This window comes from Streptomyces sp. NPDC057287 (genome assembly GCF_042667905.1).
Lineage (GTDB): Bacteria > Actinomycetota > Actinomycetes > Streptomycetales > Streptomycetaceae > Streptomyces.
On the sequence record NZ_JBHUYV010000001.1, the window covers coordinates 126,108 to 148,689 of the forward strand.

20 protein-coding genes are annotated in these 22,582 nt (G+C 71.5%); 10 read left to right on the plus strand and 10 right to left on the minus strand.

Features of this window, described 5'->3' with window-relative positions; all coding sequences use genetic code 11:
• Window positions 1-39: 39 nt before the first annotated feature.
• Window positions 40-618, minus strand: coding sequence for an NADPH-dependent FMN reductase (locus tag ACFUNE_RS00625; protein ID WP_383560660.1), 579 nt, complete (start codon window positions 616-618; stop codon window positions 40-42).
• 70 nt (window positions 619-688) lie between these two features.
• Between ACFUNE_RS00625 and ACFUNE_RS00630 the strand changes: the two genes are divergently transcribed.
• From ACFUNE_RS00630 to ACFUNE_RS00645, 4 genes are all read left to right on the plus strand, one after another.
• Window positions 689-1,483: an aminotransferase class IV gene (locus ACFUNE_RS00630; protein ID WP_383560663.1), complete on the plus strand. Its 795-nt coding sequence runs from the start codon at window positions 689-691 to the stop codon at window positions 1,481-1,483.
• Between the two features lie 28 nt (window positions 1,484-1,511).
• Window positions 1,512-1,988 carry a DUF5990 family protein gene (locus tag ACFUNE_RS00635; RefSeq protein WP_383560666.1) on the plus strand — a complete coding sequence of 159 codons (477 nt, stop codon included), beginning with the start codon at window positions 1,512-1,514 and terminating at the stop codon, window positions 1,986-1,988.
• 357 nt (window positions 1,989-2,345) lie between these two features.
• Window positions 2,346-2,999: a hypothetical protein gene (locus ACFUNE_RS00640; RefSeq protein ID WP_383560669.1), complete on the plus strand. Its 654-nt coding sequence runs from the start codon at window positions 2,346-2,348 to the stop codon at window positions 2,997-2,999.
• A gap of 23 nt (window positions 3,000-3,022) precedes the next feature.
• Window positions 3,023-3,655 (plus strand): class F sortase, encoded by a 633-nt coding sequence (locus tag ACFUNE_RS00645; RefSeq protein ID WP_383560673.1) that lies wholly within the window; start codon window positions 3,023-3,025, stop codon window positions 3,653-3,655.
• On the opposite strand, the gene ACFUNE_RS00650 is transcribed toward ACFUNE_RS00645, so the two are convergent.
• A complete protein-coding gene (locus ACFUNE_RS00650; protein WP_383560676.1) occupies window positions 3,656-4,444 on the minus strand; it encodes a sulfite exporter TauE/SafE family protein in 789 nt (262 codons plus the stop codon). It abuts the gene before it with no gap.
• 148 nt (window positions 4,445-4,592) lie between these two features.
• Here ACFUNE_RS00650 and ACFUNE_RS00655 point away from each other — a divergent pair, with 148 nt between their 5' ends.
• From ACFUNE_RS00655 to ACFUNE_RS00670, 4 genes are all read left to right on the plus strand, one after another.
• Window positions 4,593-5,840 (plus strand): NAD(P)/FAD-dependent oxidoreductase, encoded by a 1,248-nt coding sequence (locus ACFUNE_RS00655; protein WP_383560678.1) that lies wholly within the window; start codon window positions 4,593-4,595, stop codon window positions 5,838-5,840.
• A complete protein-coding gene (gene nirB, locus ACFUNE_RS00660; RefSeq protein ID WP_383560680.1) occupies window positions 5,840-8,425 on the plus strand; it encodes a nitrite reductase large subunit NirB in 2,586 nt (861 codons plus the stop codon). The genes ACFUNE_RS00655 and nirB overlap by 1 nt, the downstream gene beginning before the upstream one ends.
• Complete coding sequence (gene nirD / locus ACFUNE_RS00665; RefSeq protein WP_383560682.1) at window positions 8,425-8,784, plus strand: nitrite reductase small subunit NirD; 360 nt, start codon at window positions 8,425-8,427, stop codon at window positions 8,782-8,784. The genes nirB and nirD overlap by 1 nt, the downstream gene beginning before the upstream one ends.
• A gap of 116 nt (window positions 8,785-8,900) precedes the next feature.
• A complete protein-coding gene (locus ACFUNE_RS00670) occupies window positions 8,901-10,067 on the plus strand; it encodes an alkaline phosphatase PhoX (protein ID WP_383560684.1) in 1,167 nt (388 codons plus the stop codon).
• A gap of 53 nt (window positions 10,068-10,120) precedes the next feature.
• On the opposite strand, the gene ACFUNE_RS00675 is transcribed toward ACFUNE_RS00670, so the two are convergent.
• The 5 genes from ACFUNE_RS00675 to ACFUNE_RS00695 all read right to left on the minus strand — a co-directional run bounded on the left by ACFUNE_RS00675 (window position 10,121) and on the right by ACFUNE_RS00695 (window position 17,634).
• Entirely contained in the window at window positions 10,121-10,537 is a 417-nt protein-coding gene (locus ACFUNE_RS00675; RefSeq protein ID WP_383560686.1) for a VOC family protein, read from the minus strand.
• A 139-nt stretch (window positions 10,538-10,676) separates the two neighbouring features.
• Window positions 10,677-11,690, minus strand: a complete 1,014-nt coding sequence (locus ACFUNE_RS00680) for an ArsR/SmtB family transcription factor (RefSeq protein ID WP_383560688.1) — start codon at window positions 11,688-11,690, stop codon at window positions 10,677-10,679.
• A gap of 470 nt (window positions 11,691-12,160) precedes the next feature.
• Window positions 12,161-14,872, minus strand: a complete 2,712-nt coding sequence (gene ppdK, locus ACFUNE_RS00685; protein WP_383560691.1) for a pyruvate, phosphate dikinase — start codon at window positions 14,870-14,872, stop codon at window positions 12,161-12,163.
• 573 nt (window positions 14,873-15,445) lie between these two features.
• Window positions 15,446-16,594, minus strand: a complete 1,149-nt coding sequence (gene dusB / locus ACFUNE_RS00690) for a tRNA dihydrouridine synthase DusB (protein ID WP_383560693.1) — start codon at window positions 16,592-16,594, stop codon at window positions 15,446-15,448.
• 182 nt (window positions 16,595-16,776) lie between these two features.
• Window positions 16,777-17,634 carry a helix-turn-helix transcriptional regulator gene (locus ACFUNE_RS00695; protein WP_383560696.1) on the minus strand — a complete coding sequence of 286 codons (858 nt, stop codon included), beginning with the start codon at window positions 17,632-17,634 and terminating at the stop codon, window positions 16,777-16,779.
• Window positions 17,635-17,735: 101 nt separating this feature from the next.
• On the opposite strand from ACFUNE_RS00695, the gene ACFUNE_RS00700 reads away from it, so the two are divergent.
• Entirely contained in the window at window positions 17,736-19,205 is a 1,470-nt protein-coding gene (locus ACFUNE_RS00700; protein ID WP_383560698.1) for an MFS transporter, read from the plus strand.
• A gap of 71 nt (window positions 19,206-19,276) precedes the next feature.
• On the opposite strand, the gene ACFUNE_RS00705 is transcribed toward ACFUNE_RS00700, so the two are convergent.
• The 3 genes from ACFUNE_RS00705 to ACFUNE_RS00715 form a co-directional block, all read right to left on the minus strand.
• Window positions 19,277-19,480 (minus strand): DUF6243 family protein, encoded by a 204-nt coding sequence (locus tag ACFUNE_RS00705; RefSeq protein WP_383560701.1) that lies wholly within the window; start codon window positions 19,478-19,480, stop codon window positions 19,277-19,279.
• Between the two features lie 184 nt (window positions 19,481-19,664).
• Window positions 19,665-19,868 (minus strand): hypothetical protein, encoded by a 204-nt coding sequence (locus ACFUNE_RS00710; protein WP_073747065.1) that lies wholly within the window; start codon window positions 19,866-19,868, stop codon window positions 19,665-19,667.
• Between the two features lie 106 nt (window positions 19,869-19,974).
• Complete coding sequence (locus tag ACFUNE_RS00715) at window positions 19,975-21,357, minus strand: glycine--tRNA ligase (RefSeq protein WP_383560703.1); 1,383 nt, start codon at window positions 21,355-21,357, stop codon at window positions 19,975-19,977.
• Window positions 21,358-21,575: 218 nt separating this feature from the next.
• Here ACFUNE_RS00715 and ACFUNE_RS00720 point away from each other — a divergent pair, with 218 nt between their 5' ends.
• Window positions 21,576-22,544 (plus strand): metal ABC transporter substrate-binding protein, encoded by a 969-nt coding sequence (locus ACFUNE_RS00720; protein ID WP_383560706.1) that lies wholly within the window; start codon window positions 21,576-21,578, stop codon window positions 22,542-22,544.
• The last annotated feature ends 38 nt before the right edge of the window (window positions 22,545-22,582 follow it).

Sequence of the window (22,582 nt, forward strand, 5' to 3'; positions counted from 1 at the left end):
CGGCGTCGGTGGGCCCCTCGATTGTCGGCCTCCGTGCCGTCAGCCGCCGTACGGGTGCCGGGTCCTGGCCTCGCGCAGGGCGCGGCCCCACCAGACCAGCTGGTCGAGCATCCTCTTGGCCGCCCCGTCGGTGCCGGCCGGGTCCGTGGGCACGCCCCGGTCGTCGAAGAGGGCACCGGCGTTGTGGAAGGAGACGGTGTCGCGCACGGTGACGGCGTGCAGCTCGGCGAAGACCTGGCGCAGGTGCTCGACGGCCCGCAGGCCGCCGGAGATCCCGCCGTACGAGACGAACGCGACGGGCTTGGCCTGCCATTCGGCGAAGTGCCGGTCGATGAGGTTCTTCAGCGGGGCGGGGTAGGAGTGGTTGTACTCGGGGGTCAGCACGACGAACGCGTCGGCGCGGGCCAGCCGCGGCGTCGCCAGGGCGGCCCCGGTGGCGGGCGGTTCGGTCTCGGCGACGTCGATCAGCTCGGTCTCGATGTCCGGGTGGCCGGCGGCCCGTCCGAGGAACCATTCGGCGACCACGGGCCCGAACCGGCCTTCGCGGTTGCTGCCGAGGATGACGGCCACCTTCAGCGGGGCGTCGGACGAGGTGGGAAGAGGTGCGGTGAGGTCCATGCCGAGCAGCCTCACACCTCAACCAAGATTGAGGTCAAGCGCCGCCGGACCGACACCTACGCTGAGGACCATGACGCCCTCCCTGTCCGACCTGTACGCCGAGTTCGACGGCCGGCCCGCCACCGAGGAGGATCTGCGGATCCCCGCTTTCGCCGGCTACGGCCACTTCACGGCGATGCAGGTCAGGGACCGTACGGTACGCGGCCTCGCCCTGCATCTCGACCGGCTGGACTCCGCGAACCGGGAGCTGTTCGGACTGCCCCTGGCCGGGGAGCGCGTGCGGGCACTCATCGGCCACGCGCTCGACGGCGCCGGGAAGCGGGACGCGTCGGTCCGCGTACACGCCTTCATGCCGCCGGACAGCGCCGCGACGGTGACGATGGTGACGGTGCGGGAGCCCGCCCGGACCGACGGTGCGCCCCGGAGCCTGATGTCGGTCCCGTTCGCGCGCGCCGTGCCGCACATCAAGCGTCCCGGCGAGTTCGCCCAGGCCTACTACGGGCAGCAGGCCCGGCGGGCGGGTTTCGACGAGGCGCTGCTGACGTCGCCCAGCGGCATGGTGACCGAGGGGGCGATCACCAACATCGGCTTCTGGGACGGCACCTCGGTGGTCTGGCCGGACGCCCCGGCACTGACGGGCATCACCATGGCGCTGCTGGAGAGCGGCCTGACGAGGGCGGGCCGGCCCCCGGTACGGCGCGGGGTGACGCCGGACGGCCTGGGCGCGTACCGGGCGGCGTTCGTCAGCAACTCGCAGGGCATCGCACCGGTCCACCGGATCGACGACACCCCCTTCGCCGTCGACGAGAACCTGATGCGGCTGCTCGGCCAGGTGTACGAGGATGCGCCTCGCGGGAGCGTCTGACCTCCCCGGCATGCGGGACCATGGGGCCATGCAGATCCATATCGAAGCCTCGGAACTCCCGGGCCGCACCTGCGGTCCCGACACCGACTTCGCCGGTTTCGACAACATCCACGTCGGCGTGCAGCGCAAGGACCGGCCCGGGGAGCTCCTCGGCATACATCCCGGCGACGCGGCGCACGCCTCCTGGACCCTGGACTGCACCGCCACGCCCACCCCGGAGGGCGTCGAGGTCTCGGGCCCGTACATCCAGAACCGGCTCGGCGGGCGCTTCGTCCACCTGTCCTGGGGCACCGTGGACGGCTCCGGCGTCTTCACGATGTTCCGGCGCGCCAAGCTGATGATGAGCGACATCGACCCCGGGGTCCTGGAGGCCGCCGCGAGGACCGGGCACCTCACCGCGCGGCTGCGGCTGACCGACGGCAGGGGGCAGCCCCGGTGCGCGCGCGTCCGCCCGCCGGACATCACCTGGTCCGCGACGGGCGGGAGCGGCGCGCACGGCACCTGAGGCCCGGGCGGACATGACACCGCCCTCACCGGTCCCGGGGGGGTGGGCCGGAGAGGGCGGTTGCCATGGGGCCGGCGGGGGGCTGCCGTCCCGTGGGGGGGGGTAGGGGGCGTGTTCCCGGTCGATCGAGGTCCATTCATGTGACGTGTATCACACTCGCCGAACGGGGGTGGTCACCCGTTCGGCACCGGACCACCCCGGCGGCTCCCAGCACCGCCGCGACCTGCGCCTGGCCGGACGGGCGGACGCGCCTCCCGGGGCCGGGCGGGTGAAAGCTGACCATCCGTCAGCGTGCGGGCGGCGGGCGCGGCACGTTACCTCGGAGGCAGGACACATCCGTCTGCCCGGAGGATTCCCATGCGCAGCCCCGCCCGCCTCGTGACCGGTACCGCCGCCGCGGCCCTCACCGCCGCCGCGCTGGGCCTCGCCGCCCCGTCCGCCCACGCGGCCGGACCCGGCAGACCGGAGTCCATCGCCGTGTACGCCGCCCCAGGTGCGGCGGACTGCGGACCGGAGGGCACGGCCGGCGCGGACGCGGCGGCCTGCGACAGCGGCGGGGCGGCGCCCGCGGACCCGGGAGCGGCCGACGCCCCGGAGCCCGCCGAGGACCTGATGGCCGAGGAGCCGGCGCCGCTCGACGGCCTGGACCCCGCCGGGGAACCGGCGGCGGTCGCGGAACCCGACTGGCCGGAGACGGACGAGGACGAGGCGGGGACCGGGGACGAGGCCGCGACGGTCCTGCCCTCCGGGACCGGCACGGGCACGGCGCCCGGGAACCGCCCCGAACCGGTGACCCCGCCGGCCGACCCCGGCTCCGCGAGGCCGCCCGGCCACCGGCCCACGACCTCGCCCGGCCCCAGCCGGCCCTCCGGGCACGTCGGGACGGGTGTCGGCGGCAGCGCCGCCCCCGACACCGCACAGATCGCCGCGGGCGCCGGCCTCGTCGCGGCGGCAGCCGCCGCCGGCGCCCTGCTGGTGCGCCGGCGCCGCCCGGGCGGCATGTACCGCTGAGGGCGACCGGCGGAGGACGGGACGTGGACAGGACGGCACTGAAGGCACGGGCCTGGCTGGTGGGCATCGCCGCGCTGTGCGGGGTGTGGCTGGTCCACAACGGCGCGGCTGTCCGGACGGTCGCGCCCCAGCCGTCGACCGCCGAGGCCTTCGCCGCAGGGCCCGAGGTGCGGCCGGGGACACCGGTCGCCGAACCGCTGCGCTCGTCCGCACCGGTCAGGATCCGCATCCCGGGCATCGGTGTGGACGCGCCCATGACGGGTCTCGGGCTCGGCGCGGACGGCAGCCTCGACGCGCCGCCCGCCGGGAACCGCAACCTCGCGGGCTGGTACGAGGACGGGACACCGCCCGGAGCGAGGGGCACCGCGATAGTGGCCGGGCACGTCGACAACGCGGAGGGACCCTCGGTCTTCTACGGCCTCGGGTCCCTGAAGAAGGGGGCCGTGGTCGAGATCGACCGCGGGGACGGCCGCACCGCCGTCTTCTCGGTCGACGCGGTCGAGGTCTACGAGAAGGACGAATTCCCGGACAAGCGGGTGTACGGCGCCACCGGGCACGCCTCGCTCCGACTGATCACCTGCGGCGGCGGATTCACCCGCGAGACGGGCTACCTGGGCAACGTGGTGGCGTACGCCCACCTCACCGAGGTGCGCTGATCAGGCCGTCCACTGGTCGAAGCCGAGCTTGGCGACCAACGAGAACACCACCACCAGCAGAACCCCGCGGACGAAGTCGCTGCCCTTCCTGAGCGCCATCCGCGCACCGACCATCCCGCCCGCCAGATTGAATACGGCCATCAGCGCGGCCAACTGCCACAGCACGGTCCCCTGGTAGGAGAACATCGCCAGCGCGCCGGCGTTGGTGCAGACGTTCACGATCTTGGCGGTGGCCGAGGCGGTGACCAGGTCCAGGTGGAGCACGGCGGTGAGCGCCAGCACCAGGAACGTGCCGGTGCCGGGCCCGAACAGCCCGTCGTAGAAGCCGATGCCACCGCCGACCAGCACGATCGCGGTGGCCGCACGGGCCCGGGTGACCTTCCTGTCCGGGCCGCCGCCGGCCGCCGAGCCGAAGGACGGCCGCAGCATCACGAAGGCGGCGACGGCGAGCAGCACCACCATGATCACCGGGCGCAGCACGTCGCTGCTGATCCCGGCGGCGAAGAAGGCACCGGTCATCGATCCCGCCAGCGCCATGAGCCCGATCCGCACGGCGGTGCCCACCCGGACCGGCGCCTTGCGCGCGTAGGTGACGGCGGCGCCCGACGTACCGACGATGGACACGGCCTTGTTGGTGCCGAGGACGTGCGCGGCCGAGACGTGCGGGAGCCCCAGCAGAAGGGCGGGCAGGAGGAGCAGCCCGCCCCCGCCCACCACCGCGTCGATCCAGCCGGCCGCCGCGGCGGCCAGACAGAGGAATACCAGGGTGGTGAGGGTTGTCTCAGGCATGCTCGCGACCTTAAGCAGGTGGTGGGTACACCGTCCAACCGGGCGGCCGCGCCCTCACAGAGCGCCTCGTCACGCGCTGAGCGCAAGGTTCCTCCAGGGAAACAGGAGGGATGCGGTCGGGTAACACCCGCCGCGCACTCTCGTCGGTATGAGGACACGGACGGAGAACGCGGCGCGGGTGGTGGTGATCGGCGCCGGGATGGCGGGCGCACGGCTCGCCGCCCGGGTCCCCGGTGTCACCGTCATCGGTGAGGAGGCCCACGCACCGTACAACAGGGTGCTGCTGGCCGAGGTGCTCGCCGGCCGGTACGAGTCGGACGTCATCGCGCTGCCGCCCGCCGAGGTGCGGCGCGGGGTGCGCGTCGTCCGGATCGACCGGGCGGAGCGCCAGGTGCTCTGCGACGACGGCAGCGTCGTCGGCTACGACCGCCTGGTGCTGGCCACCGGCTCCAACCCGGTGCTGCCGCCGCTGCGGGGCCTCGGCAACACGCTGCCGGACGGGGTGCATCCCTTCCGCACCCTGGACGACTGCCTGGCGCTGCGCGCCGCCGTACGTCCCGGCGTGCGAGCCGTCGTCATCGGCGGCGGACTGCTCGGGGTGTCGGCCGCCCGCGCACTGGCCGAGTGCGGCGCCCAGGTGGTGCTGGCCCAGCAGGGCGAGCACCTCATGGAACGGCAGCTGGACTTCGAGGCGGCGGGGATGCTGCGCCGTCACCTGGAGGCCCTCGGCGTCGAGGTGCACACCGAGTGCCGGGTACGCGGGCTGCGCTGCACCGATGGGGAGACACCCGCCGTGCGGGCCGTGGAGCTCGCCGACGGTTACGAGCTGGAGGCCGAGATCACCGTCCTGGCCTGCGGAGTCCGACCCAGGACCGGGCTGGCCCGGGCCGCCGGGCTCGACGTCCGCAAGGGCGTCGTCGTCGACGACGAGCTGCGGACCTCGGACCCGTACATCCACGCCGTCGGCGACTGCGCCGAGCACGCGGGGACGGTGTACGGGCTGGCGGGCGCCGCGCTCGAACAGGCCGACGTACTGACCGAGGTGCTGGCCGGGCGTCCCGCGCGCTACGGGGGGACCCGGGCCCTGACCCGGCTCACCCTGCGCTCGCCCGCCGCCGCCCCCGTCGCCGACGGGGCGGCCGGGGCCGCCGGGAGCCTCGACCTGGCCGCCTTCGGCGACTCCCGCCCGATGCCCGGCGACGACGTGGTCAGGCTGGCGGACGCCACCCGGGGCGCGTACCGCACGGTCGTCGTCCGGGGCGACCGGCTGGCGGGCGGGGTGCTCTTCGGCGACCTCGCCGCGGTCGGCGCCCTCGCCCGGACCTGGCAGGACGACGAGCCCCTCCCCGCCGACATGTCCCTGCTCCACCTGCTCACCAACGACGGAGGCTTCTGATGCCGGTGTCCACTCCCCCGACCGCCCCCACCGCAGGCGTGCCGACGATCGTGGTCGTCGGGCACGGCATGGTCGGCCAGCGGTTCCTGGAAGCGCTCGCCGACCGCGGGCTGACGGCCGCCGCGGGCACCGCCCGGGTCGTCGTCCTCTGCGAGGAGCCTCGCCCGGCCTACGACCGGGTGCAGCTGACCTCGTACTTCTCCGGAAAGACCCCGGAGGACCTCTCCCTCGTCGAGCCGGACTTCATGGAGCGCCACGGCATCGAGCTGCGCGTCGGCGACCCGGCGGTGGGCGTCGACCGCGAGGCGCGCACCGTCACCGCGCGCTCCGGGGAGACCTTCTCCTACGACACGCTGGTGCTGGCCACCGGCTCGTACCCCTTCGTGCCGCCGGTCCCCGGCAAGGACACCGAGGGCTGTTTCGTCTACCGCACCATCGAGGACCTCCTCGCGATCGAGGAGTACGCGAAGACCGCGACGACCGGCGCGGTGGTCGGCGGCGGTCTGCTCGGCCTGGAGGCCGCGGGCGCGCTGAAGGGGCTCGGACTCAACACGCACGTCGTGGAGTTCGCGCCCCGGCTGATGCCGGTCCAGGTCGACGACGGCGGCGGCGCCGCGCTGCTGCGCACCATCGAGAACATGGGCCTCTCGGTCCACACGGCTGTGGGCACCCAGGAGGTCACCGCGGGCGAGGACGGCCGGGTCGACGGCATGTCGCTGTCGGACGGCTCCTCGCTCGCCACCGACCTCGTCGTCTTCTCCGCCGGTGTACGCCCCCGGGACCAGCTGGCCCGCGACTGCGGCCTGGCCGTCGGCCCGCGCGGCGGCATCATCGTCGACGAGGAGTGCCGCACCTCGGACAGCGACGTCTTCGCGATCGGCGAGTGCGCGCTGGCCTCGGACGGCCGGGTCTACGGTCTGGTGGCGCCGGGTTACGAGATGGCGGTGGCGGTCGCCGAGGTGATCGCGGGCAACACGGCCTCCTTCACCGGGGCCGACCTCTCGACGAAGCTGAAGCTGCTCGGTGTGGACGTCGCCTCCTTCGGTGACGCGCACGGTGCGGCCGAGGGCTGCCTCGACGTCGTGTACGCGGACTCCCGCTCGGGTGTCTACAAGAAGCTGGTGATCGGCCGGGACGGCACGCTGCTCGGCGGCGTCCTGGTGGGCGACGCCGACCAGTACGGCACGCTGCGCCCCATGACGGGCACGGTCCTGCCGGTCGCCCCGGAGCAGCTGGTGCTGCCGGCCGGAGCGGGCGGCCCGGTCACGCTCGGCCCGTCCTCGCTGCCCGACGAGGCCGTGATCTGCTCCTGCCACAACGTCACCAAGGGGGCGATCTGCGAGCACACCACGCTCCCCGAGGTGAAGAAGTGCACCAAGGCGGGCACCGGCTGCGGCAGCTGCGTCAAGGTCATCGGGCAGCTGCTCCCCCAGCCCGAGGACCAGGGGCTGTGCGGCTGCTTCGAGTACACCCGCAGCGAGCTGTACGAGATCGTCCGCACCCTCGGCGTCACGACGTACGCCGCCCTCCTCGACTCGCACGGCCGTGAGGCGGCCCGCGGCGGTGACGGCTGCGAGGTCTGCAAGCCCACGGTCGGGTCGGTCATCGCCTCGCTCGCCCCGACGGTCGGCGCGAGCGGTTACGTCCTGGACGGCGAGCAGGCGGCCCTGCAGGACACCAACGACCACTTCCTCGCCAACCTCCAGCGCAACGGCTCGTACTCGATCGTGCCGCGCATCCCCGGCGGTGAGATCACCCCGGAGAAGCTGATCGTGATCGGCGAGGTGGCCCGGGACTTCGGCCTCTACACCAAGATCACCGGTGGCCAGCGGATCGACCTCTTCGGCGCCCGCGTCGACCAGCTCCCACTGATCTGGGCCCGTCTCGTGGACGCCGGCTTCGAGTCCGGGCACGCCTACGGGAAGTCGCTGCGCACGGTCAAGTCCTGTGTGGGGCAGACCTGGTGCCGCTACGGCGTCCAGGACTCGGTGAAGATGGCCATCGACCTGGAGCTGCGCTACCGGGGCCTGCGCTCCCCGCACAAGCTGAAGTCGGCGGTCTCGGGCTGCGCCCGCGAGTGCGCGGAGGCCCGCGGCAAGGACTTCGGGATCATCGCCACGGCGCAGGGCTGGAACCTCTACGTCGGCGGCAACGGCGGCGCCACCCCGCGCCACGCGGACCTGCTCGCCCAGGACCTCTCCGACGCCGAACTGGTCCGTCTCATCGACCGGTTCCTCATGTTCTACATCCGCACGGCGGACCGGCTGGAGCGCACCTCGACCTGGCTGGACCGCATCGAGGGCGGCCTGGACCACGTACGGGACGTCGTCGTCCACGACTCGCTGGGCCTCTGCGACGAGCTGGAGCGGCTGATGGCCGACCACGTCCGCGGCTACCGCGACGAGTGGGCCGAGACCATCAACGACCCGGAGCGGCTCCGCCGCTTCGTCACCTTCGTCAACGCCCCCGACGCCCCCGACCCCTCGGTCAAGTTCGTCCCGGAGCGCGACCAGGTCAAGCCCGACCTGGACATCCTCGCGGGCCCGGTGCTCGCCATCCGTACTCTTGAAGGGACCCCCTCCTGATGACGACCCAGATGACGGAAACGGCGCAGGACACCAGGACGATCCAGCTCGCGGACGGGGACGGCTGGCTCACGGTCTGCGACCGCTCGCTGCTGACCCCGGGGCGCGGGGTGGCGGCGCTCCTCCCGGACGGCCGGCAGGTCGCGCTGTTCGTGGACCGCGCGGGGCGGGCGTACGCGATCGACAACCGGGACCCGTTCACCGGCGCCTACGTCCTCTCCCGCGGCCTGATCGGCTCCGACGGTGGGCGGCCGTTCGTCGCGTCGCCGCTGCTGAAGCAGCGCTTCGACCTGGAGACGGGCGCCTGCCTGGACGACGACGACGTGACCGTGCCGGTCTTCCCGGTCCGCGCGGACTGAACCCGCCCCGTTCATGACACGTTGGAGCTCCGGCCACCGGGCGCCTCTACTGTCCTGACGTTCGACCCGCCGGGCCGACCGGGCCGGCGGGCCAGCACGTCACCCGTGGAGTGATCGTGGAACGTCGGACCTTCTTGCGCACAGCGGTCGTCGGCTCATCGGCGGCGGCCTTCGGCGGCACCCTCTGGCGGGGTGCCGCCTTCGCGGATCCGGCCCAGCCGGCCACCGGCCCCTACGGGGCACTTCAGGCGGCCAACAGCAACGGCATCCTGCTGCCGAGCGGCTTCACCAGCAGGATCATCGCCCGCTCGGGGCAGACCGTCCCCGGCACCTCGTACACCTGGCACAGCGCGCCCGACGGCGGCGCCACCTTCACCGACGGCAGCGGCTGGATCTACGTCTCCAACGCCGAGGTCTCCTCGGGCAGCGGCGGCGGGGCGAGCGCGGTGCGCTTCAACGCCTCGGGGACCGTCACCTCGGCGTACCGCATCCTGTCCGGCACGAACACCAACTGCGCGGGCGGCAGGACGCCGTGGAACACCTGGCTCTCCTGCGAGGAGGTCACCCGCGGCTTCGTGTACGAGACCGACCCGTGGGGGGTGAACGCCGCCGTGCAGCGTCCCGCGATGGGCCGGTTCAAGCACGAGGCGGCAGCAGCGGACCCCGACCACGGCTACGTCTACCTCACCGAGGACGAGACGGACGGGCGCTTCTACCGCTTCCGTCCCACCACCTGGGGGAACCTGTCGTCCGGCACGCTCCAGGTACTGGTCGCGGGAACCGGCACCTCGGGCCCGGTCACCTGGACGACGGTCCCCGACCCGGACGGCTCCCCCACCCAGACCCGCTACCAGGTCTCCGGCGCGAAGGTCTTCAACGGCGGCGAGGGCTGCTTCTACGCGGCGGGCACCTGCTGGTTCACGACCAAGGGCGACAACCGGGTGTGGGCGTACGACGCGAACGCCTCGTCCCTCTCGCTCGCCTACGACGACTCGCTCGTCACGGGCGGCACCGCCCCGCTGACCGGGGTGGACAACGTCACCCGCGCCGCCTCCGGTGACCTGTACGTCGCCGAGGACGGCGGGAACCTGGAGATCTGCCTGATCACCCCGGACGACACCGTCGCCCCGTTCCTGAGGGTCAGCGGCCAGTCCGGGTCGGAGATCACCGGCCCGGCCTTCTCCCCGGACGGACGGCGGCTGTACTTCTCCTCGCAGCGCGGCACGAGCGGCAGTTCGTCGGGCGGCATCACCTACGAGGTGACGGGGCCCTTCCGCTCCTGACACCCGGAGGGGGAGGCAGCGGGCGCGGAGCCGCGGCCGCTGCCTCCCCCGTGTCAGCCCTGTCCCTCGACGGCGGACGGGTCCATCCAGACGACCTCCCAGATGTGGTGGTCGGGGTCCTGGAAGGACCGGCCGTACATGAAGCCCTCGTCCATGGGGTCGTTGGCGGGCGACCCGCCGTTGGCGAGCGCGGCGTCGGCAAGCTCGTCGACCTTCTCGCGGCTCTCCGCGCTCAGGGCGACGAGGACCTCGGTCGTTCTGGAGGAGTCGGCGATCTCCTTCTTGGTGAACTCCTTGAAGCGGGGCTCACTGATGAGCATGGCGAAGATGGTGTCGCTGATGACGAGACAGGCGGTCGTCTCGTCGCTGAACTGCGGGTTGAAACCGAAGCCGAGCTTCCCGAAGAAGTTCTTCGTCGTCTCCAGGTCCTTGACCGGCAGGTTCACGAAGATCATCTGAGGCTGAGGCATGGTGGTCCCACTCTTCCGTCCGGCACCCTGAGGTGCTCCCGCGCACTCCGTACGAGCGCTCACAAGAGGTAGACGGCCGCCTCCGCGGAAACTCATCGCTTCCCGGCCGGACGGCTGCGCCACGCCGCCGGCCCGGCCGTCAGGGCACCGGCAGCGGGGCACCGCCCCGGAGCAGGGCGGCCCCCAGCGGAGTCAGAGTGTGCAGGACCGAGCTGCCGTGTCGCAGGGTCCGCACCAGGCCGGCCTCGCGCAGCACGCAGGCGTGCTGGCTCGCCGACGCGAGGGACACCCCGGTCCTGCGGGCCAGTTCGCTCGTCGTGCAGCCGTTGTCTATGGACCTCAGGACCGCGGAGCGGGTGTGGCCCACGAGACGCCCGAGCCAGGGCCCGGGCTCCGCGAAGGCCGGCGCTCCGGGGTGGGTGACCGGATAGACGAGGACCGGTGGCAGACGTGGGTCGCGGTAGACGACGGGAGTGCCCCGGCAGAAGAACGACGGCTGGAGGAGCAGGCCCCGCCCGTCGAGGCGGAGGTCCCGGTCGACGGGGTAGTCGGCCTCCAGCACGGGGGCACGCCAGCGGATCATCGGCGGGAGGGTGGCCAGCAGCTCGTCGGCCCCGCCGTCGAGCAGGGCGCGGCCCCGGACGGCCCGGTCGGCCTCGACGCTCGCCCTGATGTGCGACCAGTACGGCTCGACCGCGGCCCGGTGATAGGCGCGCAGGGCGGAGATGAGGCGTCCCAGCGGCTCGGTGCGCCCCTCGGCGAGAGCCTCCGGCAGCGCGCCGGGCGCATGACCGCCGGACGGCCGCCGCGCGGAGGCACCGTCACCGGACAGCAGCCCGATCTCCCCGCGGATGCGGTCCGCGGGGGTGTCGCGCAGCGCCTCCATTCCGGCTTCGAGCCCGAATGGCTCGGCGGCTCCCCCGGAAGGCGTCAGGAAGTCGGGGAAATAGCCCCGGGGCGGAACGACCGCGGACAGCAGACGCGTTTCACCATTCAACCGGTTGCGGGATTCCTTCCGCCATTTCCCGAAGACCGTGGAACCCCGCCGGTCCCTCAGTCGGTGAAAACTGAGAACGGTCTCCCACATCGCGTCCGGCCTCGTGGCCATCCGCACGCGCGAAAGGTCCACTCCGGACACATGGATACGCAGCACCGAACCCCCACCTGTTGCACCCGCAATTGCCCCCGCCGTAGCGTATGCACGGCGTCACAGGAGGTCACCACGGGGTTTCGGCCACAGTTGAAATGTCTCGCCCGAATCCACGCCACCCGAAAGGCTGTACGACGTCGGGTACGCATCCGGCGTCACCGAAAGAGCGGGTGAGGGCCGTGGGGGGCCTTGCGCGTTCGGCGGCGGTGAACGACGGTGCGGCTCCGTACCCGGCAGGGGTAAGCGGGTGCGGTCCGGGGGTGGGGATCCCCGGACCGCACCCCGGCGGCACGTCCCGGCTTTGCGCACCGAATGGTGAAAAGCCAACCACTCGTATGGTTCGCCGTTCAAATGACGAAGCGGCGGCACCCCCGCACAGGGTGCCGCCGCTTCCTGGTAATCCGGCTCCGCCGTCGGACCGGTGAGGGTCCCTGTGATCCGCCGGCGGTGTCCGGAGTCGTGAGGGCCGGGTCTCAGCGGCTGTCGCTGCCCCGCGATTCGGCTGCCGCCCGGCCCGCTTCCAGCCGGGCGACCGGAATGCGGAACGGCGAGCAGGAGACGTAGTCCAGGCCCACCTCGTGGAAGAAGTGCACCGACTCGGGGTCGCCGCCGTGCTCGCCGCAGATACCGAGCTTGAGGTCCGGACGGGTGGCCCGGCCCGCCTCCACGGCGCTGCGCACGAGGGCGCCCACGCCGTCCTTGTCGATCGTCTCGAACGGCGACACCCCGAAGATGCCCTTCTCCAGGTACGCGGTGAAGAACGAGGCCTCCACGTCGTCGCGGGAGAAGCCCCACACCGTCTGCGTGAGGTCGTTCGTGCCGAAGGAGAAGAACTGTGCCGCCTCGGCGATCTGACCGGCGGTCAGCGCGGCACGGGGCAGCTCGATCATCGTGCCGATGGAGAGCTTCAGCTCGGTGCCGGTGGCCTCCTCGACCTCCGCGATCACGCGGTCGGCCTCCTCGCGGACGATCTCCAGCTCCTGGACCGTGCCGACGAGCGGGATCATGATCTCGGCGCGCGGGTCGCCCTTGGCGTTCTTGCGCTGCGCCGCGGCCTCCGCGATCGCGCGGACCTGCATGGCGAACAGACCGGGGATGACCAGGCCGAGCCGGACCCCGCGCAGCCCCAGCATCGGGTTCTGCTCGTGGAGCTTGTGCACGGCCTGCAGCAGGCGCAGGTCGTTCTCGTTGGCGTCCTTGCGGGACTCGGCGAGCGCCACCCGCACGGAGAGCTCGGTGATGTCGGGCAGGAACTCGTGCAGCGGCGGGTCGAGCAGCCGGACGGTGACGGGCAGGCCGTCCATCGACTCGAGCAGCTCGATGAAGTCGGCCTTCTGGAGCGGCAGGAGCGCCTCCAGCGCCGCCTCACGCTCGTCGTCGGTGTCCGCGAGGATCAGCTTCTCGACCATCTCGCGGCGCTCACCGAGGAACATGTGCTCGGTGCGGCACAGGCCGATGCCCTGGGCACCGAAGCGACGGGCCCTGGAGGCGTCCTCGGCGTTGTCCGCGTTCGCCCGTACCCGCAGGCGGCGTACGCGGTCGGCGTAGGCCATGATCCGGTGCACGGCGGCGACGAGCTCGTCGGCGTCGTCGGCGCCCGCGTGCATGCGGCCCTCGAAGTACTCGACGACCGGGGAGGGGACGACGGGCACCTCACCGAGGTACACCTTGCCCGTGGAGCCGTCGACGGAGACGAGGTCGCCCTCCTCCACGACGGTGTCCCCGACCGTGAGCCGGCGGCGCTTGGTGTCGACCTCGATCTCCTCGGCACCGCAGACGCAGGTCTTGCCCATGCCGCGTGCGACGACGGCGGCGTGCGAGGTCTTGCCGCCGCGCGAGGTCAGGATGCCCTCGGCGGCGATCATGCCGTCGAGGTCGTCGGGGTTGGTCTCCCGGCGGATGAGGATGACCTTCTCGCCCGACCGCGACCACTTGACGGCGGTGTAGGAGTCGAAGACGGCCTTGCCCACGGCCGCGCCCGGGGATGCGGCGATACCCCGGCCCAGCAGCACACTGGCGGCGCCGTGGTCGAAGCGCGGGAACATCAGCTGCGCGAGCTGGGCGCCGTTGACCCGCTGGAGCGCCTCGGCCTCGTCGATGAGCCCCTGGTCGACGAGCTGGGTGGCGATGCGGAAGGCGGCACCGGCGGTGCGCTTGCCGACCCGGGTCTGGAGCATCCAGAGCTGACCGCGCTCGATGGTGAACTCGATGTCGCAGAGATCCTTGTAGTGGGTCTCCAGCGTCTCCATGATCTTCATCAGCTGGTCGTACGACGTCTTGTCGATCGACTCCAGCTCGGCGAGCGGCACGGTGTTGCGGATGCCCGCGACGACGTCCTCGCCCTGCGCGTTCTGGAGGTAGTCGCCGTAGACGCCCTGGTGGCCGCTGGCCGGGTCACGGGTGAACGCGACGCCCGTGCCGGAGTCCGGGCCGAGGTTGCCGAAGACCATCGAACAGATGTTGACGGCCGTGCCGAGGTCGCCGGGGATGCGCTCCTGGCGGCGGTAGAGCTTGGCCCGGTCGGTGTTCCACGAGTCGAAGACCGCGTTTATGGCCAGGTCCATCTGCTGGCGCGGGTCCTGCGGGAAGTCCCGCCCGGCGTCCCGGGTGACGATCTTCTTGAACTCCTCGACCAGCTTCTTCAGGTCGGCCGCGTCGAGGTCGACGTCGACCGTGACGCCCTTGGCCTCCTTCGCGGCCTCCAGGGCCTCCTCGAAGAGGTCGCCGTCGACCCCGAGCACCGTCTTGCCGAACATCTGGATGAGGCGGCGGTAGGAGTCCCAGGCGAAGCGCTCGTCACCGGCCTGCGCGGCGAGGCCGACGACCGAGGCGTCGGAGAGACCGATGTTGAGGACCGTGTCCATCATCCCGGGCATCGAGAACTTGGCACCGGAGCGGACGGAGACCAGCAGCGGGTCGTCCGCCTGGCCGAGGTTCTTGCCCATGCGCTGTTCGAGCGCCGTGAGGTGCGCGCTGACCTCGTCGCGCAGCTCGGCCGGCGAGTCACCGCTGTCGAGGTAGACCTTGCAGGCCTCGGTGGTGATGGTGAAGCCCGGAGGGACGGGCAGCCCGAGGTTGGTCATCTCGGCGAGGTTGGCACCCTTGCCGCCCAGAAGATCTTTCAGATCCTTGTTGCCCTCGGTGAAGTCGTAGACGAACTTCTGGGGATCTTTGTTTTCCGACACGGGTCTCGACTCCTCGAGGACGCGGTGGCTGCCCTGACGGCGAGGAACATACCCAGATCGAAGGTGTCTGGGTACGGCCACTTGCGCGTCACGAGGTCTCAACCACCCGTCCGCCAGCAGATCGAAAGTAACGCGCCGGCGCCACCCAACGGGGGGAGTCGTTCACTTCTTGAAGTCAATATGACGAAGAGTGCGACCGGTTGTCGATTTCATGCACACACAGTAGCGAATGCTTTGATCGATCAAAGTAAACCCAGCTGGCACCCAGTGCCGCCATTTGAGAAGTACAGCATCCGATGCTGCGCTCATCTGAGCAATGAACCCCTCAGGGGTGGCGAGAATCACGCCTCACCTCGCGCTCAGATGTCACCATCCGGACCCCTGCGCGCCGGCAGTTGCTCACCTCTGAGCTACATCCACGCTACGGATGGTGATCAGGGCCTCCCGGAAGGAGAGCGGCCCCACACGCCCGCCCGGCAATCGCGACCGATCGAGCCGGATCCCGAAGAAAAAGCCCGCTCATCCGAGCGGGCTCTTCGTGGGGCACCCGGTGCCCCGGTACAGCGAGGTCGCTCAGCCGCCCGAGGTGTCCAGCTCCGCGTCGGCGCTCACGCCCGCGCAGTCGTACGGGTCCTTGAGCCAGCCGTCCGGCAGCGCGACCCTGTTGTTCCCGGAGGTACGCCCGCGCGGGCCGTCCGCGCCGTCCGGCCAGGGCTGGTCCAGGTCGAGCTCCTGGAGCTGTCCGCCCAGCTCCTCCAGCGACGAGGTGACCGCGAGCCTCCTGCGCATGTCCGAGCCGACCGCGAAGCCCTTGAGGTACCACGCCACGTGCTTGCGGAAGTCGATCACGCCCCGGCTCTCGTCGCCGATCCACTCCCCCAGCAGCGTCGCGTGGCGCAGCATCACGTCCGCGACCTGCCGCAGGGCGGGCGCCTGCCGTGTCCCCGTGCCTTCGAACGCGCTCACCAGGTCCCCGAAGAGCCAGGGGCGGCCCAGGCAGCCGCGGCCGACGACGACGCCGTCACAGCCCGTCTCACGCATCATCCGCAGGGCGTCGTCGGCGCTCCAGATGTCGCCGTTGCCGAGGACGGGGATCTCGGGGACGTGCTCCTTGAGGCGTGCGATGGCGTCCCAGTCGGCCGTGCCGCCGTAGTGCTGGGCGGTGGTCCTGCCGTGCAGCGCGACGGCCGTGACGCCCTCCTCGACGGCGATCCGGCCGGCGTCGAGGTAGGTGGTGTGGTCGTCGTCGATGCCCTTGCGCATCTTGATGGTGACCGGGAGGTCGCCCGCCTGCGCGACCGCCTCACGGAGGATCGCGCGGAGCAGGGGCCGCTTGTACGGGAGCGCGGAGCCGCCGCCCTTGCGGGTGACCTTGGGGACCGGGCAGCCGAAGTTCAGGTCGATGTGGTCGGCGAGGTCCTCGTCGACGATCATGCGGACCGCCTTGCCGACGGTGACCGGGTCCACCCCGTAGAGCTGGATGGAGCGCGGGGTCTCGCTCGCGTCGAAGTGGATGAGCTGCATGGTCTTCTCGTTGCGCTCGACCAGCGCCCGCGTGGTGATCATCTCGCTGACGAACAGGCCCTTGCCGCCGGAGAACTCACGGCACAGGGTGCGGAAGGGCGCGTTGGTGATGCCGGCCATGGGAGCGAGCACGACCGGCGGCTGCACGGTGTGCGGGCCGATCCGGAGCAGCGGGAGGGAGGGGGCGAGCGTGGTCATGGCACCCATTGTCCCGTACGCGGGCAGCGGTGCGGATGCCGCCCGTCCGGGACCGTGGTCCTCCGACCGGATCGGCCCGGACCACCACCCGGGACCCCCCGGGACCACGGGCGGTGCCGGGACCCTCTGGACCACGGGACCCCGCCGGGACCGCCCGGGACCACGGGACCCCGGGACCGCCCTCAGGCGAGGACGGAGGCCATGAGCCGCTCCAGCCCCTGCCGGGACTCCTCGTCGGAGGGGACGTACGTCACCAGGCGCGGACCCGCCGAGGGGCCCAGCCACAGATCGGTGTGTTCGAGGCTGAGCATGCCCACCCGGGCGTTGCGGAAGATCTTGGTGCGGTTCGCGGGGCCGACGACCTCGTGCCGGGCCCAGATCTCGCGGAATTCGGGCGAGGCCGCCTCCAGCCGCCCCAGGAGGGACTTCCAGGCGGGCTCGGCCAGGTGTTCCGCCATCGACGCCCGGAATTTGGCGGCCATGACCCGGTTGGCGCCGGGCAGGTCGGCGACGGAGGCACGCCAGTCCTCGTTGAGGTACGCCAGCAGCATGCAGTTGCGGTCCTCGGGGGCCACGGCGTCCAGGTCGCACAGGAGCCGGGCGTAGGTGCGGTTGTAGGCGAGGATGTCGTACCGGCTGTTCTGGATACAGGCCGGGAAGGGCTCCAGGCGTGTGAGCATCTCCCGGTAGGCCGGGTCGATGCCGGTGCAGTCCGAACCCGGCGCCGGGTCGACGGAACCGGCAAGGGAGAACAGGTGGGTGCGCTCGCTGCGGTCGAGCAGCAGGGCGCGGGCCAGCGAGTCGAGGACCTGTGGCGAGACCTGGATGTCACGCGCCTGCTCAAGCCACGTGTACCAGGTGACGCCGACGGCCGAGAGCTGGGCGACCTCCTCGCGCCGCAGGCCGGGGGTCCGCCTGCGGCGGCCGCGGACCAGGCCGACCTGCTCGGGGGTGATCCGCTCACGACGGCTGCGGAGGAAGCCGGCGAGCTCGTGCCGCCGGACGTCCGCCTCGGATACCTCTGTCACCACGGTCGTCATGCTCCCAGGGTGCCGAATGCCCGGACGTATTTCCAGGTGCTGCCGGTACCAGGATGAAGAGACTCTGGTACCAGGCTGGCCGGCGGTCCATCGTCGGTGTCGTGAGTGAATCCTCTGTACTGACGAACGCATCCGCCGCCGGCACCCCGGTGAAGCGGCACGACCACCCCGTACCGGTACTCGGCGCGCTCGGGCTGTTCACGGTGCTGCTCGGCGCGGCGCTGCCCCTCATCGACTTCTTCATCGTCAACGTCGCCCTGCCCACCATCGACCACGACCTGGCCGCGGGCCCCGCCCTGCTCGAACTGGTCGTCGCGGGCTACGGCCTCGCGTACGCCGTGCTGCTCGTGCTCGGCGGCCGCCTCGGCGACATGGCCGGCCGGCGCAGGCTCTTCCTCGTAGGGATGGCCGCGTTCGGCCTCACCTCGCTCGCCTGCGGACTGGCCCCGGACGCCTGGACCCTCGTGGGGGCGAGGGTGGCGCAGGGCGCCGCAGCCGCGCTGATGCTGCCGCAGGTGCTCGCCACCATCCAGTCGGCCACCTCCGGGCACCGCAGGGCACGGGCCATGAGCCTGTACGGGGCGACGGCCGGGCTCTCCATGGTCGCCGGCCAGATCCTCGGCGGCGTCCTGGTCGCCGCGGCCCCGCTGTCCTCGGTGTTCGGCGAGAGCGCGGGCTGGCGGTCGGTGTTCCTCGTGAACGTCCCGGTGGCGGTGGTGGGCCTGTTCCTGGCCGCCCGCACAATCCCGGAGAGCCGCTCGGACCGGCCCGCCCCCGTGGACGTGCCGGGCACGCTGCTGCTGGCCCTCTCCCTGGTGACGCTGCTGGCACCGCTCACCGAGGGACGCGCCGCGGGGTGGCCCCTGTGGACGTGGGTGTCCCTGGGCCTGTTCCCGTTCGCCGCGGCGGCCTTCTACCGCGTGGAGCGGCGGGCCGACGCGCGGGGGCGGACACCGCTGGTGCCGCCGAGCCTGCTGCGGCTGGAGTCGCTGCGGCGCGGACTCGCACTGGTGGTGCCGTTCTCGGTCGGCTTCGGCGGTTTCATGTTCGTGATCGCCGTCGCCCTCCAGCAGGGACTGGCGATGGGCCCGGCCGCGGCGGGGCTGTCGCTGGCACCGATGGCCGCGGCCTTCTTCGCGGCCTCGCTGGCCGGTCCACGGCTGGTACGGCGCTTCGGCAGCCGGGTCGTGACGGCGGGCGGCCTGATCCAGGGCGTCGGCGTCACGGTCCTGGCGCTGACCGTGTGGCGCGGCTGGCCGGACCTCGGGATGCTGGGGCTGCTGCCCGGGGTCGCCGTCGCGGGTCTGGGGCAGGGTCTGCAACTGCCCGTCCTCATCCGCATCGTGCTGTCCGACGTACCCGCCGAGCGGGCCGGGGTGGGCAGCGGCGTGATGACGACGACCCAGCAGTCCGCCCTGGCGCTCGGGGTGGCCACGATCGGGACTCTGTTCCTGTCGCTGACTCCGGGTGCGGGGATGCGGGACGCGCTGATCGTGACGCTGCTGGTGCAGCTGGCGGCCGTCGTCCTGACGGTCCTGCTGAGCCTCCGGCTGCCGCGCACGGTGAGGTGACGGGGGGACGGATGAGGGCCCGGATCACCGAGGTGATCCGGGCCCCTGTCCGTACGGGTGGTGCGAGGACGTCAGCTGTCGGCCGGGGCGTCCTGCGCGGGCGCGGCCTGGGCGGTGGCGGCGCGCTCACGCATCTTGCGCACCAGCTCCTGCTTCTTGTCCTCGGCGGCCTTGCGGTCGTCGTTGCGCGCGGGGTTCGCGCCCTGCTGTTCGGCGCGGGACAGCTTCTTGCGCTGTCCGCCCACGCCGAGGAGGTTGTTGCGGCTCTTGGCCACGGGGTTCTCCCATTCGCGGTGAGGAAGTGAGGATGACGTGTCGTGTATCGATCCGATGGGCGACGGGCGGTCGGGCCCGTCGCGCGCTCACTCGTAGATCTGGAAGAACGAATACATGGCAGAGAAGGTACCCCGACCGGCCGGACGACTCATCCGGTTTTCCGGGCCGCGCACCGGTCCGGGCTCAGGCCGTCGGGTCGACCGTGGCCTGGTGGGCCTCGGTCAGGTGCTCCTCCGCCTTGAGCCAGGGCAGGAACTGCGCCCCCTTGCGCCACCCGCAGGTGTCGCAGGTCAGCTGCCGCTGCATCCCCGACTTCCGTACGTGGACGACGTGTTCACGGCCGTGCTGGTCCCATCTGCTGACCTTGCTCGTGGTCATGGACGGCATCCGGGCCTCCCCTGTGGACGAGTGGGCCCAGTGTGCACGACGCCCCCGGCTCCGTGCGCCGGAACCGGGGGCTTCGTGGGACCTTCGTTATGCAGACGGGTCGCGGTCAGCAGCCCAGCAGGCGGGAGCCGAGGTAGCTCTGGATCTGGTCCAGGGAGACGCGCTCCTGCTTCATCGTGTCGCGCTCGCGCACGGTCACCGCGTTGTCGTCCAGGGTGTCGAAGTCGACGGTGACGCAGAACGGCGTACCGATCTCGTCCTGGCGGCGGTAGCGGCGGCCGATGGCGCCCGCGTCGTCGAACTCGATGTTCCAGTTCTGCCGCAGGTCGGTGGCGAGGCCCTTGGCCTTCGGCGACAGCTGCGGGTTGCGGGACAGCGGCAGGACCGCGACCTTGACCGGCGCGAGGCGCGGGTCGAGACGCATCACGGCGCGCTTCTCCATGACGCCCTTGGCGTTGGGCGCCTCGTCCTCGTTGTACGCGTCGAGGAGGAACGCCAGCATCGAACGGCCGACACCGGCCGCGGGCTCGATGACGTACGGCGTGTAGCGCTCGCCCTTCTCCTGGTCGAAGTAGAAGAGGTCCGTGCCGGAGGCCTTGGAGTGCGCCTTGAGGTCGTAGTCGGTGCGGTTCGCGACGCCCTCGAGCTCGCCCCACTCGCTGCCGCCGAAGCGGAAGCGGTACTCGATGTCAGCGGTGCGCTTGGAGTAGTGGGAGAGCTTCTCCTGCGGGTGCTCGAACCACCGCATGTTCTCCTCGCGCAGGCCGAGACCGGTGTACCAGTTCCAGCGCTGCTCCATCCAGTACTCCTGCCACTGCTCGTCCTCGCCCGGCTTGACGAAGAACTCCATCTCCATCTGCTCGAACTCGCGCGTGCGGAAGATGAAGTTGCCCGGAGTGATCTCGTTCCGGAAGGACTTGCCCATCTGCGCGATGCCGAACGGCGGCTTCTTGCGCGAGGTCTGCTGCACCTGGCCGAAGTTGGTGAAGATGCCCTGGGCGGTCTCGGGGCGCAGGTAGGCGACCGAGCCGGTGTCCTGGGTGGGGCCGAGGTGGGTGGAGAGGAGTCCCGAGAACGCCTTGGGCTCGGTGAAGGTGCCCTTGTTCCCGCAGTTGGGGCAGTTGAGGTCGGCCAGGCCGTTCACGGGCGGCTTGCCGTGCTTCTCCTCGTACGCCTCCTCCAGGTGGTCGGCGCGGTAGCGCTTGTGACAGGAGGTGCACTCGGTGAGCGGGTCGGAGAAGGTGGCGACGTGGCCGGAGGCGGACCAGACCTCGGGGGCAAGGATGACCGACGAGTCGAGACCGACCACGTCCTCGCGCGCGGTGACCATGTAGCGCCACCACTGACGCTTGAGGTTCTCCTTCAGCTCGACGCCCAGCGGCCCGTAGTCCCAGGCGGCCCGCTGGCCGCCGTAGATCTCACTGGAGGGGTAGACGAAGCCACGGCGCTTGCTCAGGCTGACGATGGTGTCGATCTTGTCGGCGGCCACGGTGCTCTCTTCATTACGACGGCGAAATGGGACAGGGACGGCGCGCGGCGCCTCGGTGGGGGTGATGATCAGGAGACGGGCGGGCGAATACCTCAGATTACCGGCGGGCGCACCCCTTGGATCAAATCGGTGGGACACATAGCGGGCCCGGCGCTGCGATCCGGGCATCTCATCAGCCTTGTTGACAATCGTTTCCACTTTTGTTGAAAATGACTGTCATGAACGTACGCCGCCTCATACCCACCGCCGCCGTCGCCGGAGCAGTCGCCCTCGGCCTCACCGCGCTCTCCGCATGCTCATCCTCCGACGCGGCCGAGGGCGGGAGCGACGGCAAGCTGGACGTGGTGGCGTCCTTCTACCCGATGCAGTTCCTGGCCGAGGAGATCGGCGGGCCGCACGTCTCCGTCACCACCCTGACGAAGCCCGGCGCCGAACCGCACGACCTGGAGCTCTCGCCCCGGCAGATCGGCGGTCTGAGCGACGCCGACTACATCCTGTTCCTCAAGGGCGTCCAGCCCGCCGTCGACGACGCGGTCGCCCAGGCCGGCGTCGAGCACACCGTGGACGCGGCGAAGCTCACCACGCTGGAGAGCCACGGCTCCGAGGTCGGCCACGACCACGGCGAGGAAGAGGGCGGGGAACACGAGCACGAGGAGCAGGAAGCAGGCCTCGACCCCCACATCTGGCTCGACCCCGTGAAGTACGCCGAGGTCGCCGAAGGCGTCGGGAAGTCCCTGGAGAAGGCCGACCCCGACCACGCCGCGGACTACCGCAAGAACACGGACACCCTGGTCGGCGAGCTGAACGCGCTGGACTCGGCGTACCGGACCGGGCTGAAGTCCACCGCGACCAAGACGTTCATCACCACGCACTCCGCCTTCGGGTACCTCGCGGAGCGCTACGGCCTCACCCAGGAGGGCATCGCCGGCATCGACCCCGAGGCCGAGCCCAGCCCCGCCCGGATCGACGAGATCCACCACGTCGCCGAGGAGACCGGGGCCACCACCGTGTTCTTCGAGACGCTCGCCAGCGACAGGACCGCCAGGACCCTGGCGAAGGACCTCGGTCTGAGGACCGGAGTCCTGGACCCGCTGGAGGGAATCACCGACAGGTCCGCGGGCGCTGACTACCTCGAAGTCATGAAGTCCAACCTCACCGCGCTGCAGAAAGCCCTCGGCGCGAAGTGACCCCCGCAGCACCCGAACCAGCCGCAGCAGCACCGGAG

Excerpts from the sequence above, each read along its gene's own strand:
- ACFUNE_RS00695 (WP_383560696.1), bottom strand. The coding sequence starts at position 17,634 with ATGACGACCGTGGTGACAGAGGTATCCGAGGCGGACGTCCGGCGGCAC.
- ACFUNE_RS00650 (WP_383560676.1), bottom strand. The coding sequence starts at position 4,444 with ATGCCTGAGACAACCCTCACCACCCTGGTATTCCTCTGTCTGGCCGCC.
- ACFUNE_RS00655 (WP_383560678.1), top strand. The coding sequence starts at position 4,593 with ATGAGGACACGGACGGAGAACGCGGCGCGGGTGGTGGTGATCGGCGCC.
- ACFUNE_RS00640 (WP_383560669.1), top strand. The coding sequence starts at position 2,346 with ATGCGCAGCCCCGCCCGCCTCGTGACCGGTACCGCCGCCGCGGCCCTC.
- ACFUNE_RS00675 (WP_383560686.1), bottom strand. The coding sequence starts at position 10,537 with ATGCCTCAGCCTCAGATGATCTTCGTGAACCTGCCGGTCAAGGACCTG.
- ACFUNE_RS00625 (WP_383560660.1), bottom strand. The coding sequence starts at position 618 with ATGGACCTCACCGCACCTCTTCCCACCTCGTCCGACGCCCCGCTGAAG.
- ACFUNE_RS00630 (WP_383560663.1), top strand. The coding sequence starts at position 689 with ATGACGCCCTCCCTGTCCGACCTGTACGCCGAGTTCGACGGCCGGCCC.
- ACFUNE_RS00710 (WP_073747065.1), bottom strand. The coding sequence starts at position 19,868 with ATGCCGTCCATGACCACGAGCAAGGTCAGCAGATGGGACCAGCACGGC.
- dusB (WP_383560693.1), bottom strand. The coding sequence starts at position 16,594 with ATGACCACGCTCGCCCCCTCCCTCCCGCTGCTCCGGATCGGCCCGCAC.
- nirB (WP_383560680.1), top strand. The coding sequence starts at position 5,840 with ATGCCGGTGTCCACTCCCCCGACCGCCCCCACCGCAGGCGTGCCGACG.
- ACFUNE_RS00635 (WP_383560666.1), top strand. The coding sequence starts at position 1,512 with ATGCAGATCCATATCGAAGCCTCGGAACTCCCGGGCCGCACCTGCGGT.
- ACFUNE_RS00720 (WP_383560706.1), top strand. The coding sequence starts at position 21,576 with ATGAACGTACGCCGCCTCATACCCACCGCCGCCGTCGCCGGAGCAGTC.
- nirD (WP_383560682.1), top strand. The coding sequence starts at position 8,425 with ATGACGACCCAGATGACGGAAACGGCGCAGGACACCAGGACGATCCAG.